General features: G+C 67.6%; 14 protein-coding genes. 9 read left to right on the top strand and 5 right to left on the bottom strand.

All coding sequences use genetic code 11. The features are described 5' to 3' along the window. The 3 genes from ACAH41_RS01760 to ACAH41_RS01750 form a co-directional block, all read right to left on the bottom strand. On the bottom strand, positions 1-455 hold a 455-nt coding region (locus ACAH41_RS01760), incomplete at its 3' end, for a branched-chain amino acid ABC transporter substrate-binding protein (RefSeq protein ID WP_370538134.1). 200 nt (positions 456-655) lie between these two features. Continuing rightward, positions 656-1,081, bottom strand: a complete 426-nt coding sequence (locus ACAH41_RS01755; protein ID WP_325654861.1) for a DNA polymerase III subunit chi — start codon at positions 1,079-1,081, stop codon at positions 656-658. Continuing rightward, positions 1,078-2,541 (bottom strand): leucyl aminopeptidase, encoded by a 1,464-nt coding sequence (locus ACAH41_RS01750; RefSeq protein ID WP_325654863.1) that lies wholly within the window; start codon positions 2,539-2,541, stop codon positions 1,078-1,080. Before ACAH41_RS01750 ends, ACAH41_RS01755 begins: the two co-directional genes overlap by 4 nt. Before the next feature lie 30 nt (positions 2,542-2,571). On the opposite strand from ACAH41_RS01750, the gene lptF reads away from it, so the two are divergent. From lptF to ACAH41_RS01725, 5 genes are read left to right on the top strand one after another with little or no spacing between them, the layout of a single operon-like run. Continuing rightward, on the top strand, positions 2,572-3,699 hold the full coding sequence (lptF, locus tag ACAH41_RS01745; protein ID WP_325654865.1) for an LPS export ABC transporter permease LptF: 1,128 nt from the start codon (positions 2,572-2,574) through the stop codon (positions 3,697-3,699). After that, the gene (gene lptG, locus ACAH41_RS01740; RefSeq protein ID WP_325654866.1) at positions 3,696-4,820 is read left to right on the top strand and encodes an LPS export ABC transporter permease LptG; all 1,125 of its coding nucleotides are present in this window, start codon (positions 3,696-3,698) and stop codon (positions 4,818-4,820) included. The genes lptF and lptG overlap by 4 nt, the downstream gene beginning before the upstream one ends. Next, positions 4,817-5,233 (top strand): CbiX/SirB N-terminal domain-containing protein, encoded by a 417-nt coding sequence (locus ACAH41_RS01735; RefSeq protein ID WP_325654868.1) that lies wholly within the window; start codon positions 4,817-4,819, stop codon positions 5,231-5,233. Before lptG ends, ACAH41_RS01735 begins: the two co-directional genes overlap by 4 nt. Beyond that, positions 5,230-6,174, top strand: a complete 945-nt coding sequence (locus ACAH41_RS01730; protein WP_141289300.1) for a CysB family HTH-type transcriptional regulator — start codon at positions 5,230-5,232, stop codon at positions 6,172-6,174. The genes ACAH41_RS01735 and ACAH41_RS01730 overlap by 4 nt, the downstream gene beginning before the upstream one ends. A 20-nt stretch (positions 6,175-6,194) precedes the next feature. Beyond that, the gene (locus ACAH41_RS01725) at positions 6,195-7,364 is read left to right on the top strand and encodes a pyridoxal phosphate-dependent aminotransferase (RefSeq protein ID WP_325654870.1); all 1,170 of its coding nucleotides are present in this window, start codon (positions 6,195-6,197) and stop codon (positions 7,362-7,364) included. Here ACAH41_RS01725 and ACAH41_RS01720 read toward each other — a convergent pair. Then, positions 7,361-9,442, bottom strand: coding sequence for a hypothetical protein (locus ACAH41_RS01720; RefSeq protein WP_325654872.1), 2,082 nt, complete (start codon positions 9,440-9,442; stop codon positions 7,361-7,363). The two genes, ACAH41_RS01725 and ACAH41_RS01720, sit on opposite strands and share 4 nt — an antisense overlap. Before the next feature lie 232 nt (positions 9,443-9,674). Here ACAH41_RS01720 and ACAH41_RS01715 point away from each other — a divergent pair, with 232 nt between their 5' ends. Both ACAH41_RS01715 and ACAH41_RS01710 read left to right on the top strand, forming a co-directional pair. Next, the gene (locus ACAH41_RS01715; protein WP_325654874.1) at positions 9,675-10,454 is read left to right on the top strand and encodes an oxepin-CoA hydrolase, alternative type; all 780 of its coding nucleotides are present in this window, start codon (positions 9,675-9,677) and stop codon (positions 10,452-10,454) included. A 44-nt stretch (positions 10,455-10,498) separates the two neighbouring features. After that, a complete protein-coding gene (locus ACAH41_RS01710; RefSeq protein WP_370538136.1) occupies positions 10,499-11,206 on the top strand; it encodes a histidine phosphatase family protein in 708 nt (235 codons plus the stop codon). 89 nt (positions 11,207-11,295) lie between these two features. Here the strand turns inward: ACAH41_RS01710 and ACAH41_RS01705 are convergent, their stop codons facing one another. Then, positions 11,296-12,060, bottom strand: coding sequence for a class II aldolase/adducin family protein (locus ACAH41_RS01705; RefSeq protein ID WP_325654877.1), 765 nt, complete (start codon positions 12,058-12,060; stop codon positions 11,296-11,298). A 96-nt stretch (positions 12,061-12,156) separates the two neighbouring features. On the opposite strand from ACAH41_RS01705, the gene ACAH41_RS01700 reads away from it, so the two are divergent. After that, on the top strand, positions 12,157-12,861 hold the full coding sequence (locus ACAH41_RS01700; protein WP_325654879.1) for a Crp/Fnr family transcriptional regulator: 705 nt from the start codon (positions 12,157-12,159) through the stop codon (positions 12,859-12,861). A gap of 39 nt (positions 12,862-12,900) precedes the next feature. Then, a complete protein-coding gene (locus ACAH41_RS01695) occupies positions 12,901-13,983 on the top strand; it encodes a phosphotransferase family protein (protein WP_325654881.1) in 1,083 nt (360 codons plus the stop codon). Positions 13,984-13,999: the final 16 nt, after the last annotated feature.

Here is a 13,999-nt window from a genome sequence, read left to right as displayed (position 1 = left end):
CCCAGGTGCACGTCGTCAGCCACGACGCGGAAGGCGGTCTTGAAACCTTGGCGGGTGTACTTGGGGTTGGTGGCAGACGGGGAGATCTGCGGGATGCCGGCGTCGGAGTAGACCTTGGACGCGGGGATGGTGGTGCCCGAGTTCAGGTGGCCGATCACGCCATTGACCTTGGAGTCGACCAGCTTCTGCGCCGCAGCCGTGCCTTGCTTGGGGTCGCCTGCATCGTCTTCGGCCAGCAGTTCGAACTTGGCCGTCTTGCCGCCGATCTTCACGCCCTTGGCGTTCAACTCGTCGATGGCCATGCGTGCGCCGTTTTCATTGTCCTTGCCCAGGTGGGCAATGCCGCCGCTGGTGGGGCCGACGTGACCGATCTTGACCACCAGGTCCTCGGCGTAGACCGAGCCGGCGAGCAAGGCGGCCGCAGCCGCAACGATCACATTCAGTTTGACTTGCATAGGTTCCAACCTCCGGTATAGAGATATGTCGAGATACGTGAGTTGAGTGCTCTCAACGGGCGAGACACGATACTCCAAAAAGGCCTGGTTTCCGCCCGGCGCAGGCTCCGGGTTGCCCCGGATCAACCTGGCGCGCAGCCCTTTGGTCGGCATTCACACGCAAGCCGCATGCCAATGCAGCGCAATGTGCAGCGCCAGGGTCACTGCGGGTGATGACTCAGCGTGCAGCCGCTGGTTTCGTAGTGCTTCCAGCGGCGCCGGCCGGCCAGGCGTTCGTCGTCTTCGATGCCCACCAGCTCGGCCACCTTGTCGAAGCCTTGCAGCCATCCCGGCTCGTCGGCACCGAGGTTGATTGCGCTGTCGCAGCGCAGGCCGGGCACCGGGCGGTCCAGCAGCCAGATCGGCGTGAGCTCCAGCGGCACGTCGGCTGGCGCATCGCCGCGCACGCGCAGGTGCGGCAGGAAGGACAAGGCGTCCTCGGCCCACAGCGCCTGGTCCAGCCGGTTGAGCAGCGCGGGCGGGCCGAACACGGCCACCCGCGCGCCCTCGCGGTGCTTCTTGCGAAGCAGGCGCAGCGCCAGGGCCAGCTTGTCGCTGACCCCGGTGAGGAAGGCGACCTGGGTCAAGCCTTGGCAGCCCGCGCCAACACGAAGTGCGTCAGCAGGCCGACCGGGCGGCCGGTGGCGCCCTTGGCAGCGCCGCTGCGGTGCGCCACGCCAGCGATGTCCAGGTGGGCCCACGGGTACTTCGCGGTGTAGCGCTGCAGGAACTTGGCCGCGGTGATGGCGCCGCCGGCACGCGAGCCGACGTTGGCCATGTCGGCGAAGTTGCTCTTCAGGCCTTCGTCGTACTCATCATCCAGCGGCAGGCGCCAGGCCGGGTCCTGCGCGGTGACCGAAGCCGCCAGCAGGTCAGCGGCGAGTGCCTCGTCGGACGCGAACAGACCGGCGTTGTGGTGGCCCAGCGCGACGACGCAGGCGCCAGTCAGCGTGGCAATGTCGACCACGGCAGCTGGCTTGAAGCGCTCGGCGTAGGTCAGCGCGTCACACAGGATCAGCCGGCCTTCGGCGTCGGTGTTGAGGATCTCGATGGTCTGGCCAGACATGCTGGTGACCACGTCACCCGGCTTGGTGGCCAGGCCGCTGGGCATGTTCTCGCAGGTGGGGATCAGGGCCACCACGTTGATCCTGGGCTTGAGCTCGGCGACGGCGCGCATCGTGCCCAGCACGCTGGCAGCACCGCACATGTCGAACTTCATCTCGTCCATGTCGGCGGCAGGCTTCAGCGAGATGCCGCCGGTGTCGAAGGTGATGCCCTTGCCGACCAGCACGATGGGCGCGTCCTTCTTGGCCGCACCGTTGTATTCCATGACGATGAAGCGCAGCGGCTCCTGCGAGCCGCGCGAAACCGACAGGAACGAGCCCATGCCCAGCTTCTCGACCGCCTTCTGGTCCAGCACCTGGACCTTCAGGCCATGCTCGCGGCCCAAGCGCTTGGCTTCTTCGCCAAGATAGGTCGGCGTGCAGATGTTGGCCGGCAGGTTGGCGCAGGCCTTGGCCAGGCCAATGCCGGCAGCAATGCCTTCGCCGCGCGCCAGGCCGGCCTTCAGTGCCGGCAGCTGGGCTTTGTCAGCCAGCAGCGAGACCTTGGCCGGTGCAGCCACCGCTTCGGCGCTGGGCTTGGTCGCGGTGTAGCTGTAGGCGGCCTGTTCCAGCGCCAGCACCAGGGCTTCGGCATGGGTGTCGGCCAAGGTTTCGCCAGACAGGTTCACGGCCAGGTGCTTGACGGCACGGCCCTTGAGCGCGGCCAGACCAGCGGCCACGGCGGCGCGGAAGGCCTTGGCGGACGCGTCGCGCGCACCGGCCAGCACCACGCGCTGGGCCTTCAGGCCGGGCACGCCGTGCAGGTACAGGGTGCGGCCGGCCTTGCGCTCGAAATCGCCTTGCTTCACGGCGGTCGCCAGCAAGCCATCCAGCGCCTTGTCGCCGCTGCCGCCCTTGCCGTCAGCCGGCAGGACCACGATCAATGCGTCCGCGGCCACGGCACCCACGCCGCCTTCGGCGATGGCAAGAGCTTGAAAGTTCATAATCGGTTCCGAGAAAAAGGTGAGCTTTTAATGTTATTCGATTCGTCCGTGCGCAAGGAACTGGCGCGCAGCTTCGGGGCCACGTTGGTGGTCATCCTGACCATCGTCGTCACGATGATGCTGATCCGCACCCTGGGCCTGGCGGCCAACGGAGCGGTGTCGCCGCAGGATGTCGTGATGGTGCTGGGCTACAACGCCATCGGCCAGTTGCCGCTGATCCTGGCGCTGGCACTGTTCGTCTCGGTGGTGCTGAGCCTGGGCCGCATGTACCGCGAAAGCGAGATGGCGATCTGGTTCTCGGCCGGCATCGGGCTGGCGCGTTTCATCCGCCCGGTGCTGCGCATGGGCTTGCCCGGCATGCTGGGCATCGGCGTGCTGGTGCTGGGCGTTTGGCCCTGGGGCAACCGGCAGATGCTGGAGCTCAAGGTGCGCTATGAGCAGCGCTCGGACCTGTCGCGCGTGGCGCCGGGGGCCTTCCAGTCATCGTCCGACGGCAGCCGGGTCTTTTTCATCGAACGCAACGGCGACACCAGCAGCATCGCCCGCAATGTCTTCCTGCTGAACAGCAAGGACGACATCGAATCGGTCACCACCGCACACAGCGGCCATGTGGAGCGCACCGGCGATGAACGTGAGCTGGTGCTGGACGTGGGCCACCGCAACGAGCAAAACGGCAAGACCGGTGAACACACCCGCATGAACTTCGATCATTTCCGCACCCAGATCGACAACGGCCGCATGCCGGCGCCGCAAGCCCTGCCGCCCAAGGCCGTCGATACGCTGGACCTGGTGCAGAACTTCACCCTGGCCAACCAGGGCGAGCTGGTCTGGCGCCTGGGCCTGCTGCTGGGTTCAGCCAACCTGCTGTTGCTGGGCATTGGCACGGCCACCACCAACCCGCGCCGGCCGAACAACTGGAACCTGCTGTTCGCCCTGCTGGCCTTCATGGTCTATTTCAACCTGGTGAACCTGAGCCAGGCCTGGGTCTCGGCAGGCCGCATCCCTTCCGTGCAGGCGCTGATCGTGCTGCACGGGCTGGCGCTGTTCCTGGCGCTGGCGCTGATCTGGTGGCGGGACCACGCAACCGTGGTGCACCTGCGCAAGCTGCGCAACGGTGATGCCGGCGGCGCCGCGCCGGTGGCGGGGAGCGCCGCATGAAGACGGTCCGCAAGCTGCTGTACCAGGATGTGCTGTGGTCGGTGTTCTTCGTTGCACTGGCCTTCATGTCGCTGTTCTATTTCATCGACTTCCTCGATGAACTCGCCCGCGTCGGCCGCAATGGCTACACCATGCCACGCGCCGCGCTGGCAGCGCTGCTGTCCATGCCGGGTCGCTTCTATGAGCTGTGCCCGATCGCGGTGCTGATCGGCACCATCTACGCCATGGCGCGGCTGGCGCAATCGTCCGAGTTCACCATCCTGCGCACCGGCGGACTCGGTCCTGGCCGAGCGCTGACTTTGCTGCTGGTGCTGGGCCTGCTGATGGGCGCGGTGACCTTTGTGGCGGGCGAATACGTCGCGCCCTGGGGCGAACAGCATGCGTCGGACCTGCGCGCCAAGCCGCGCGGCGGCGCGCCGGTGGGCAAGGCCGGCGCGTGGCTGAAGGAGCACCGCAACACACCCGAAGGCGAGCGCAGCTACTCGATCAATGTCGAGTCCAGCGCACCCGGCGGGCGCATGCGCGAAGTGCGCATCTTCGAGCACGACGACGAGGGCCGGCAGATCAGCCGCATCGAGGCCGGCAGCGCCACGGTCCAGACGGTGCGCTCGGGCCGCAGCGGCGGCTCGGTCTGGCACCTGCAGGACGTGCAGATCACCCACTGGCCCACGTCTTCGGGCATGCCGGTGGTAACCGAACAGAAGCCCACGCTGGACTGGCCCACCACGCTGGGCATCGGCCTGGTGACCGCAGCGATCTCGCCGATCGGCAGCATGTCCACGCTGGACCTGTGGCGCTACAGCCGCCACCTCAGCGACCAGGAGCAGACCTCTCAGCGCTACGAGCTGCAGTTCTGGAAACGCGCCTTTTACCCCTTTGCCTGCATCGTGATGGTGGCGCTGGCGCTGCCGTTTGCCTACCTGCACGCGCGGGCCGGCGGCATCAGCCTGAAGGTCTTCGGCGGCATCATGCTGGGCATCAGCTTCGTGCTGCTGAATAACGTGGTCGGCCACCTGGGCCTGCTGCACGACTGGACGCCCTGGCTCGCTGCCGCCGTGCCCAGCCTGATCTACCTTGGCTTGTCCTTGGCCGCCTTCTGGTGGCTGGTGCGCTACCGATGAAAGCGACTGCCATGCGTGGCCTGATCCTGATGGCCCACGGTGCACGCGACCCGAACTGGTCGGCCCCGCTGGAAGCCAGCGCCGCGCGCTGCCGCGAACTGCTGCCCGGCTGGCAGGTGGCCATGGCCTACCTGGAATTCATGGCACCGGACCTGCCGGGCTGTGGCCGCACCCTGGTGGCACAGGGCTGCACCGAAGTGGATGTGCTGCCGCTCTTTCTGGGTGCTGGCGGCCATGTGCGCAAGGACCTGCCGCTGCAGGTCGACACGCTGCGCCGGGCCCATCCCGAGGTGCAGTGGCGGCTGCATGCTGCCGTTGGCGAATCGCCGCTGGTGGTCGAGGCCATGGCCCAGGCCGCGCTCGCGATGACACTTGACCCGACCCGCCTGCTTCCGGACGACACGACTGCATGAACCTGCACCAGTTCCGATTCGTCCAGGAGGCGGTGCGCCGCAACCTGAACCTGACCGAGACCGCGAAGGCGCTCTACACCTCGCAGCCCGGCATTTCCAAGGCCATCCTGGAACTGGAGGAAGAGCTGGGGGTGGACATCTTCGTGCGCCACGGCAAGCGCCTCAAGCGCGTGACCGACCCGGGCCAGCAGGTGCTCAAGTCGGTCGAGATCATCCTGCGCGAGGTGGCCAACCTGAAGCGCATCGGCGAGGAGTTCTCCAAGCAGGACGCCGGCCGGCTGTCCATCGCGGCCACGCACACGCAAGCGCGCTATGTGCTGCCCGAGCCCATCATGCTGCTGCGCAAGCGCTTCCCCAAGGTCGTCATCAGCCTGCACCAGGGTTCGCCGGAGCAGGTCGCGCGCATGCTGCTGGATGACTCGGCCGACATCGGCCTGGCGACCGAAACGCTGACCGACATCGACGAACTGGTCACCTTGCCCGCCTACGAATGGCAGCACGTGATCGTGATGCCGCAGGACCATCCGCTGGCCCAGGTCGAGCGGCTGACGCTGGAGCAACTGGCCGAGGTGCCGCTGATCTCCTACCAGCCGGCCTTCACCGGCCGCAAGCGCATCGACCATGCCTTTGCACAGCGACGCCTCACACCCAACATCGCGCTCGAAGCCATCGACTCGGACGTCATCAAGACCTATGTGCGCGCCGGCCTGGGTGTGGGCATCGTCGCCGAGATGGCAATGGCCGGCGAGCCGGCCGGCGGCGAGCTGGTCAGCCGCCCCGCCGGCTACCTGTTCGGCCAGAACACCACCCGCGTCGCCTTCCGCCGTGGCGCCTACCTGCGCGGCTTCGTGCTGAGTTTTGCCGAGCTGCTGTCCGACCGGTTGAGCCGCCCGCTGATCGAACGCGCCATGAACAGCACCGGCGATTCCTACGAGCTCTGAGCCCTTCCCTGTCACTGCCCATGACCATCACCCGCGACTTCGCCGCCCCGCCCGTCACCACCCGACTGCCCAAGGTCGGCACGACGATCTTCACGGTCATGTCCGCGCTCGCCCAGCAGCACGGCGCAGTCAACCTCGGCCAGGGCTTTCCTGACTTCCAGGGCGACCCGGCGCTGGTGGACGCGGTGGCCGCCGCGATGCGCGCCGGCCACAACCAGTACCCGCCAATGCCGGGCCTGATGTCGCTGCGCGAAGCGGTGGCCGGCAAGATCGAGTCGCTGCACGGCGCGTCCTACGACCCAGACCGCGAGATCACCATCACCGCCGGCGCCACCCAGGCCATCTTGACGGCAGTGCTGGCGCTGGTGCACCCGGGCGACGAAGTCATCGTGCTGGAGCCCTGCTACGACAGCTACGAGCCCGCGCTGACCCTGGCCGGCGCGACCACCGTGCGCGTGCCGCTGGACCCGAAGACGCTGCACGTGGACATGGCGCGCGTGGCCGCGGCGCTGACACCGCGCACCCGCGCGATCATGGTCAACACGCCACACAACCCCAGCGGCACCGTGTGGAATGCCGACGAGCGGCGCCAGCTGCGCGACCTGCTGCGCGGCACGAACGTGCTGGTCATTTCGGACGAGGTCTACGAGCACATGGTGTTCGACGGCCAGCCGCACATCAGCGTCTGCGGCGACCCAGAACTGGCCGCCCGTTCGCTGCTCATTTCCAGCTTCGGCAAGACCTTCCATGTCACCGGCTGGAAGGTTGGCTACGTGGCCGCGCCGCCCGAACTGATGGCCGAGTTCCGCAAGGTGCACCAGTTCAACGTGTTCACCGTCAACACACCGATGCAGCAAGGCCTCGCGCAATACCTGGCCAACCCGGCGCCCTACCTGGACCTGCCCGACTTCTACCAGGCCAAGCGTGATCTGTTTCGCGCCGGCCTGGCGCCGACCAAGTTCAGGCTGCTGCCTTGCGAAGGCACCTATTTCCAGTGCGTGGACTACTCGCGCATCAGCGAGCTGGAAGACGATGCCTTCTGCCGCTGGTTGACCGAGGAGATCGGCGTGGCGGCCATCCCGCTGTCGGCCTTCCATGAGCAGCCGACCGACCAGCGCATCATCCGCTTCTGCTTTGCCAAGCAGGAGGCCACGCTGCAGGCCGCGCTCGCGCGCCTGCAAGGGCTTTAGAACCTGGGTTTGCGAGGGGCGGAGGCGGCAGGCGCTGCAGGCGCTTGCCGCCCATCCAGCGACATTGGCTCGCTGTCCGGCAGTACCGGGTTGAACTCGAAGTGGGTCAGCAGACTGTCCGGTGCGTCTTCCAGCACCAGATCGAGATCTTCCGCCCGATCTTCGTCGCTCAGGAAGCTCCCTACCGGCCCGCCAACCAGGCCTGCCGGGCCACCAAAATCACCCAGCGGCAGCAGCAGGTCCACCTCGTCGGTCTTGCCGCCACCCTGCTGCAGCAGGTCGCGGGCAATCGCGTACATCAGCAGCAGGTCCTTGTAAGCCGGCAGGTCGAAAAGGTCCTGCGTCTCGTCCTTGCGGAACAGCATGCCTTCGAGCACCGCCATCGCGTCCAGAGGCGAGGGCCAGGCGGTTTCCAGCTCCTGCACCGCGTAGGGATAGTCTTCCAGCACCCGGCCGTAAAGCGGGCCCATGTCCCAGTCGGGCGCATAGGCGTTGAAGCGGCGGTTGAAACGGGCGCGGATGCGCTCATAGGCGCTGCGGTCGCCCTGGCGGCGATAGATCTCCAGCAGCTTGGTGTATGGCACAGGGCTTTGCCCGCCAGTGCTGCGCAGGTAGGACATCAGCAGGTCGATGGCGGCATCCTCCTGGCCCAGCGCGATGAAGAAGTCCGCCTGCTGCTCCAGGTCCAGCAACTCCTCTACCGACACCTCGCGCGGCGCTTCCTGGGCCTGCACCAGCGGTCCAAAAGGCGCGGTGCGGCCGGACTGGATGGTGGCAGCCACCGCCGCCGCAGTGGCCGTGGCCATCGCAGGCGTGGGCATCGACCAGGGGCCGGGTGCGGTCGGCGGGTTGATGCCATCGGTCCCGGGCAAGCCGGGCTCGGAGGCCGCATCGGCATGGCCATCCAGCGCCAGCGCGTGGCCCTGGGCCGGGCGCCAGGCCTGCGGCGGCGCCTGGCCTGGCTCGGCCGTGGGCTCGTCCAGCGAGGCAGCAGTTTCGGTTGGGCCGGCGGCTGGTGGCACCGGGGCTGGCAAAGGCTCGTCGGTGCGCGATGGCGACCACCATTCCGGCCCCAGGGCCAAAGCCCGCGAGCGGCGCCACAGCAGCAGCGCGCCGCCGGCGCTCAACAGCAGCAGCCCAGCCAGCCACGGCAGCCAGGCGGCCCGCTTCTCCGCGCCCTGCAGGCGCTCGCGCAAGGCCTGGTTATCCGTTGCCATGGCCTTGCTGTTGCCCTGCAGCGCGGCAATGGCGGCTTGCAACTGGGTCAGTTGGGTCGTGCCGTCGCCTGGCGCGCTGCCGGCTGCGGCCCCGGGCAGGGCCAATGCTGCAGCGCCCGCGGCCTCGCCCATGAAGACGGGTTCTTCGATGTCCATCTTCAACATCGGGCCACCGCTGGCCACTTCCAGCTGCAAGCGGGCACCTCCTTGGTCCACGCCGGGCACCCGCTGGGCTGCGCCAGCGCGGCCCCCGCCTGCCGCATCGTTTTGCCGCTCGCGTGGCGCGGCCGCGCGCTCGCGCCGCGGGCCCTTGGGCGTGCGTGGCTTGGCACCCGGCTCGGCCGCGGCACTGCGGCTGGCGGACGGGGAACGCAAAGCCGCCGCGGTGGATGCGGGCGGCAAGCTTGTGGCGGACACCGCGGAAGGCAGCCGCACCGGCGCCGTGCCGGCAGCGGTCGGGAGGCCCAGCGGTGGGTCGGCCAATGCGGTGAACTGGCGCGTGAAGCGGCTCTTGCAGCCGGCCGTGACACGCACCTGCAGCACCGGTTCTTCGACCGGCGAGGTGGTGGTGATGCGGGCCAGCCATTGCTGGCGGCCGGCCTGGCTGACAACGGCAGGCTGGGCCTGTACCTGGACCCGCACTTCAGCGTCCGGCAGGCGCCGGTCACCGGACAGCACTTCGGCGCTGATGCAATCGGCGACAGTCGCCTCTTCGTCTTCCAGCGTCAGGGGCAGCAGCAGTTGAAGTGGCTGGCCCATCACTGCCTGGAAGGCCGGGGTGCCGAAGCTGGCGCCGTGGGCAGACAGGCTGGCCGACAGCGTGCAAAGGCACAGGAGCGCGGGGACTCTTTTTCTTGTCATGCCTGCGGCGTATCGAGTTGTTTTTGACTCTATCACGCAGGGTTCCCCTCATCTTCTCGGGGCTCGCCCGCACTGTGCTGCACACACCACTGCAACATCACAGATGCCAGAATCTGCGGGAATAGTTGGCATTTGCAACGCCTCGTGTCCGCCGGCCGGCGCTTAACAAAAACGAAAACCTGCCGCTCCGGCTTTTCCAGTTTCGTAGATTCAAAAACCCAATGGAGATTCCATGCCGTCCGAATTGCTGACCCAGCGTGAAGGCGACACCCTGGTGCTGACGCTGAGCGACCCGGCGACGCGCAACACTTTGTCGCCCCAGGTCTACTCGGCCGGCGTCGAGGCGCTGAACGTGGCCGCCGACGATGCCACGCTGCGCGCCGTCATCATTCGGGGGGATGGTGAACATTTCTGCGCCGGCGGCGACCTGAACCGGATTGCCAGCGCACGCGAACGGCCGCCGCAACTGCAGGCCGAATCCATCGAGCAGTTTTGCGGCCTGGTCGAGGCACTGGGGCATTTCCCCAAGCCGGTGATTGCCGCGGTCGAGGGCTTTGCAGCCGGTGGCGGCATGGCGCTGGCGCTGGCCTGCGACCTGATCGTGGCCGCCAGCGATGCACGTTTCGTGATGTCCTATGCCAAGCTGGGCTTGTCGCCCGACGGTGGTGCCAGCTGGCACCTTGCCCGTGCGTTGCCACGTGCGCTGGCGCTGGAGTTGATGTGGCTGGCCGAGCCCATCAGCGCGCAGCGGCTGCATGCGCTGGGCCTCGTCAACCGCCTGACCGAAAAGGGCCAGGCCCTGGCCGCGGCCCTGGCATTGGCCCGCCAATTGGCCGGCATGGCGCCCAACGCAGTCGCCAGCAGCAAGGAACTGGTGCAACAGGCGCCGGCACGGCGCTTGCGCGAGCAGATGGAAGCCGAGAAGCGCGAGTTCGTTGCCAACCTGTTCCACGACAACGGCGGCGAAGGCATTGCCGCTTTCCAGGCCAAGCGCAAACCCGAGTTCCGCTGAGCGTCCGTCGCCGCTCGTCACCCATCGCCCTCATGCCCATCGCCCTGCCCGCCTTCACCCCGCCTGCCCGCCGGCGCCTCTACCTGATGCGCCACGGCTCGGTGGACTACTTCCTGGCCGACGGCTCGCCGCTGGACCCGCACACCGTGCCACTGAGCGCCACCGGCCGGGCCCAGGCGGACGCCGCGGGCCGCTTGTTCGGCGGGGCTGGCGTGCGCTTCGACCGGGTGCTGGTCAGCGGCCTGCCGCGCACGCGCGAAACCGCTCAACGCGTGCTGGCCGCGGCCGGCCAGTCCATCACGCCGGTTGTCGACACGCGGCTGCAGGAAATCCGCCCCGGCCGGCTGGAAAACATTCCGCGCGACGAACTGCACGCGGCCTTCACCGAGCTGTTCAACAACGACCCGCAGATCGAGCAGCACCGCTTCCTCGGCGGCGAGACCGTGGGCGAGCTGCTGGACCGCATCCTGCCAGCCTTCGATGAACTGCTGGCAGACAGCGGCTGGCAGACCTTGCTGCTGGTGCTGCACGGCGCCGTGAACCGCGGGTTGCTGTCGCGCGCCCTGTGTGGGCAGCGCACCTTCTTCGGTCGGCTGGAGCAGGCACCGGGCTGCATCAATGTGCTGGACATCGGCCCCCAGGACATCGTGGTACGCGCCATCAACCTCGCGCCCACCCAATGGCTGCAGGAACGCGAGCGGCTGACGACGATGGAAAAGCTGCTGCTGCAGTACACCGGCCAGCCGGTCTGAACCACAACCACGCAGCCGGCGCCGGGCCGCCCCAAGCAACTGCGCAAGCCGCCCGGCGGGTGGTTGGCCGTACTCGGCGAACCGGGGGCTCAATCTCCGTAGCCGGGCATCTGGCGATCAAGGCGGCGCAGCAGGCCGGGCCAGATCAGCCGGCTGCCCATGCTGCGCGTGACCTGCGCGGCCTGCTGGCGTGCAGTCGCGATGATCTCTGGCGCCACGTGCACCAGGCTGCCGCCGCCGGCTTGCGCACGCACCTGGATCGCACAGGTGGTCTCGAACAGGTACATCGCCTGGAAGGCATCAGCAATCGTCCTGCCCACCGTCAGCAGGCCATGGTTGCGCAACATCAGGAAGCTGTTCTCGCCCAGGTCGCGCACCAACCGCGGCTTCTCGTCGTCGCGCAGCGCCACGCCTTCATAGTCGTGGTAACCCAGGCTGCCGAGCACGAAGATGGACTGCTGAGACAGCGGCAGCAAACCCTCGGCCTGCGCTGAGACTGCAATACCATTCAGGGTATGCGTGTGCAGCACGCAGCCGACCTCATGGCGGACCGCGTGCACGGCACTGTGGATGGTGAAGCCTGCCGGGTTGACCGGGTATGGCGAGTCACCCAGCTTGTTGCCTTCGTGGTCCACCTTGACCAGGCTGCTGGCGGTGATCTCCTCGAACAGCATGCCGTATGGGTTGATCAGGAAGGCGTTGTCTTCCCCAGGCACGCGGGCGCTGATGTGGGTGAAGACCAGGTCATCCCAGTGGAACAGCGCGACCAGCCGGTAGGCGGCGGCCAGGTCCACGCGGGCCTGCCATTCCGCTTCGCTGCAGGCGGGCTTCAGGGTTTCCGGACGTGAGTTCATTCGTTTGTCTCCGTGGTGACGCGGTGCCCAGGGGAAACCGCAACATGGACAATACCGACAACGATCATGTCGCCGTTGTCACGTGAGGGACAAATGATGAATACCCCCATTCTTACAATCGAAGAGCGCCACAACATTGATTCAGCTTCATGGTTTTCCTCGCTCTCGCACAGTCTGCGCTCCGCCATCATGGCGCGAGCCTTTGTGCGGCGATTGCAGGACGGCACACCGCTCGCCGCGCGCGGCGGGCCGGCCGAAGACTGGGTCGGCGTGGCCAAGGGTGCAGTGCGGGTCAGCACGGTGTCGCTGTCCGGCAAGCAGGTCTCGCTGACCTACGTCGAGCCGGGCACCTGGTTCGGCGACATCGCGCTGTTCGATGGCCTGCCGCGCACCCACGACGCCACGGTCCATGGCGCGACCACGCTGGTCGGCATCACCAAGGCGGATTTCAAGGAGCTGCTGTCGCAGCACACGGAGTTGTACGAAGCGCTGCTGCGCCTGAACTGTCGCCGCCTGCGGCTGATGTTCAACCTGTTCGAGGACCTCAACACCCGGCCGCTCTCCGCACGCCTGGCCAAGCAGCTGCTGCTGCTGGCCAACAGCTACGGCATCGCACAAGGCGAGGAGATCCGCATCGGGCTGCAACTGGCGCAGGAAGACCTGGCGCAACTGCTGGGCGCGTCGCGCCAGCGGGTCAACCAGGAACTGAAGGAACTGGAACGCGAGGGCGTGCTGCGGGTGGAACCCACGCGCCTGGTCGTGCTGCACAGGGACAAGCTGCTGGCTGCAGCGCAACGCTGAGCGTCCGGGTTCGTCCTGCGGCGCAGGGATGAACAACGCATGGACCTCCAACACAACATCGGCACCAAGCCGGTCGCGGCCAGCCACCAGTTCGACGTCGGCGCGCTCGAAGCGCACCTGGCGCAACACCTGCCGGGCTTTGCCGGGCCGCTGACGGTCGAGCAGTTCAAGGGCGGCCAGTCGAACCCGACCTACAAGCTGATCACGCCGCAGCGCGCGTATGTGATGCGCTCCAAGCCCGGCCCGGCGGTGAAGCTGCTGCCGCAGGCGCATGCCATCGAGCGCGAGTTCCGCGTGATGAAGGCGCTGCACGGCAGTGCGGTGCCGGTCGCCGAGATGCACCTGCTGTGCGAGGACGAAGCGGTGATCGGCCGCGCCTTCTACGTGATGGCGTGCATGGATGGCCGCGTGATGTGGGACCAGGCCCTGCCCGACCTTTCGCCGGACCAGCGCGGCGAGGTCTATGACGAGATGAACCGCGTGATCGCCGCGCTGCACAGCGTGGACGTGGGCGCCGTCGGACTGTCCGATTACGGCAAACCAGGCAACTACTTCGAGCGGCAGATCGGCCGCTGGAGCAAGCAGTACCAGGCTTCGATCACGCAGGACATTCCGGCGATGAACCGCCTGCTCGAATGGCTGCCGGCCAACATCCCGGACAGCGCGCGCGACGCGGCGGAAGTGTCCATCGTGCATGGCGACTTCCGGCTCGACAACCTGATCTTCGACACCGCCCAGCCGCGCGTGAAAGCGGTGCTGGACTGGGAGCTCTCAACCATCGGCCATCCGCTGGCCGACTTCAGCTACCACTGCATGGCCTGGCACATCCCGCCCGGCACCTTCCGCGGCATTGCCGGGCTGGACCACGCGGCCTTGGGCATCCCGTCCGAGCGCGAGTACGTGCGCCGCTACTGCGAGCGCACCGGCCGCGCCGATCCTGAAGCCGTGGTCCGCGACTGGAACTTCTACCTGGCCTACAACCTGTTCCGCCTGGCTGCCATCGTGCAAGGCATTGCCAAGCGGGTGGAGATGGGCACCGCTGCCAGCGAACAGGCGCGTGCCAACGGCGCTGCCGCACCGCAGCTCGCCGCGCTCGCCTGGGGCTTCGCCGCCAAGGCCTGAGCCGGCCCCGGCCGGC

It is taken from the genome of Ideonella sp. (assembly GCF_041287625.1).
Classification (GTDB): Bacteria; Pseudomonadota; Gammaproteobacteria; order Burkholderiales; family Burkholderiaceae_C; genus Ideonella.
This window is presented reverse-complemented; position numbering and strand designations above follow the sequence as displayed.

Excerpts from the sequence above, each read along its gene's own strand:
- ACAH41_RS01700 (WP_325654879.1), top strand. The coding sequence starts at position 12,157 with ATGAATACCCCCATTCTTACAATCGAAGAGCGCCACAACATTGATTCA.
- ACAH41_RS01695 (WP_325654881.1), top strand. The coding sequence starts at position 12,901 with ATGGACCTCCAACACAACATCGGCACCAAGCCGGTCGCGGCCAGCCAC.
- ACAH41_RS01715 (WP_325654874.1), top strand. The coding sequence starts at position 9,675 with ATGCCGTCCGAATTGCTGACCCAGCGTGAAGGCGACACCCTGGTGCTG.
- ACAH41_RS01750 (WP_325654863.1), bottom strand. The coding sequence starts at position 2,541 with ATGAACTTTCAAGCTCTTGCCATCGCCGAAGGCGGCGTGGGTGCCGTG.
- ACAH41_RS01705 (WP_325654877.1), bottom strand. The coding sequence starts at position 12,060 with ATGAACTCACGTCCGGAAACCCTGAAGCCCGCCTGCAGCGAAGCGGAA.
- lptG (WP_325654866.1), top strand. The coding sequence starts at position 3,696 with ATGAAGACGGTCCGCAAGCTGCTGTACCAGGATGTGCTGTGGTCGGTG.
- lptF (WP_325654865.1), top strand. The coding sequence starts at position 2,572 with ATGTTATTCGATTCGTCCGTGCGCAAGGAACTGGCGCGCAGCTTCGGG.
- ACAH41_RS01725 (WP_325654870.1), top strand. The coding sequence starts at position 6,195 with ATGACCATCACCCGCGACTTCGCCGCCCCGCCCGTCACCACCCGACTG.
- ACAH41_RS01720 (WP_325654872.1), bottom strand. The coding sequence starts at position 9,442 with ATGACAAGAAAAAGAGTCCCCGCGCTCCTGTGCCTTTGCACGCTGTCG.
- ACAH41_RS01730 (WP_141289300.1), top strand. The coding sequence starts at position 5,230 with ATGAACCTGCACCAGTTCCGATTCGTCCAGGAGGCGGTGCGCCGCAAC.
- ACAH41_RS01735 (WP_325654868.1), top strand. The coding sequence starts at position 4,817 with ATGAAAGCGACTGCCATGCGTGGCCTGATCCTGATGGCCCACGGTGCA.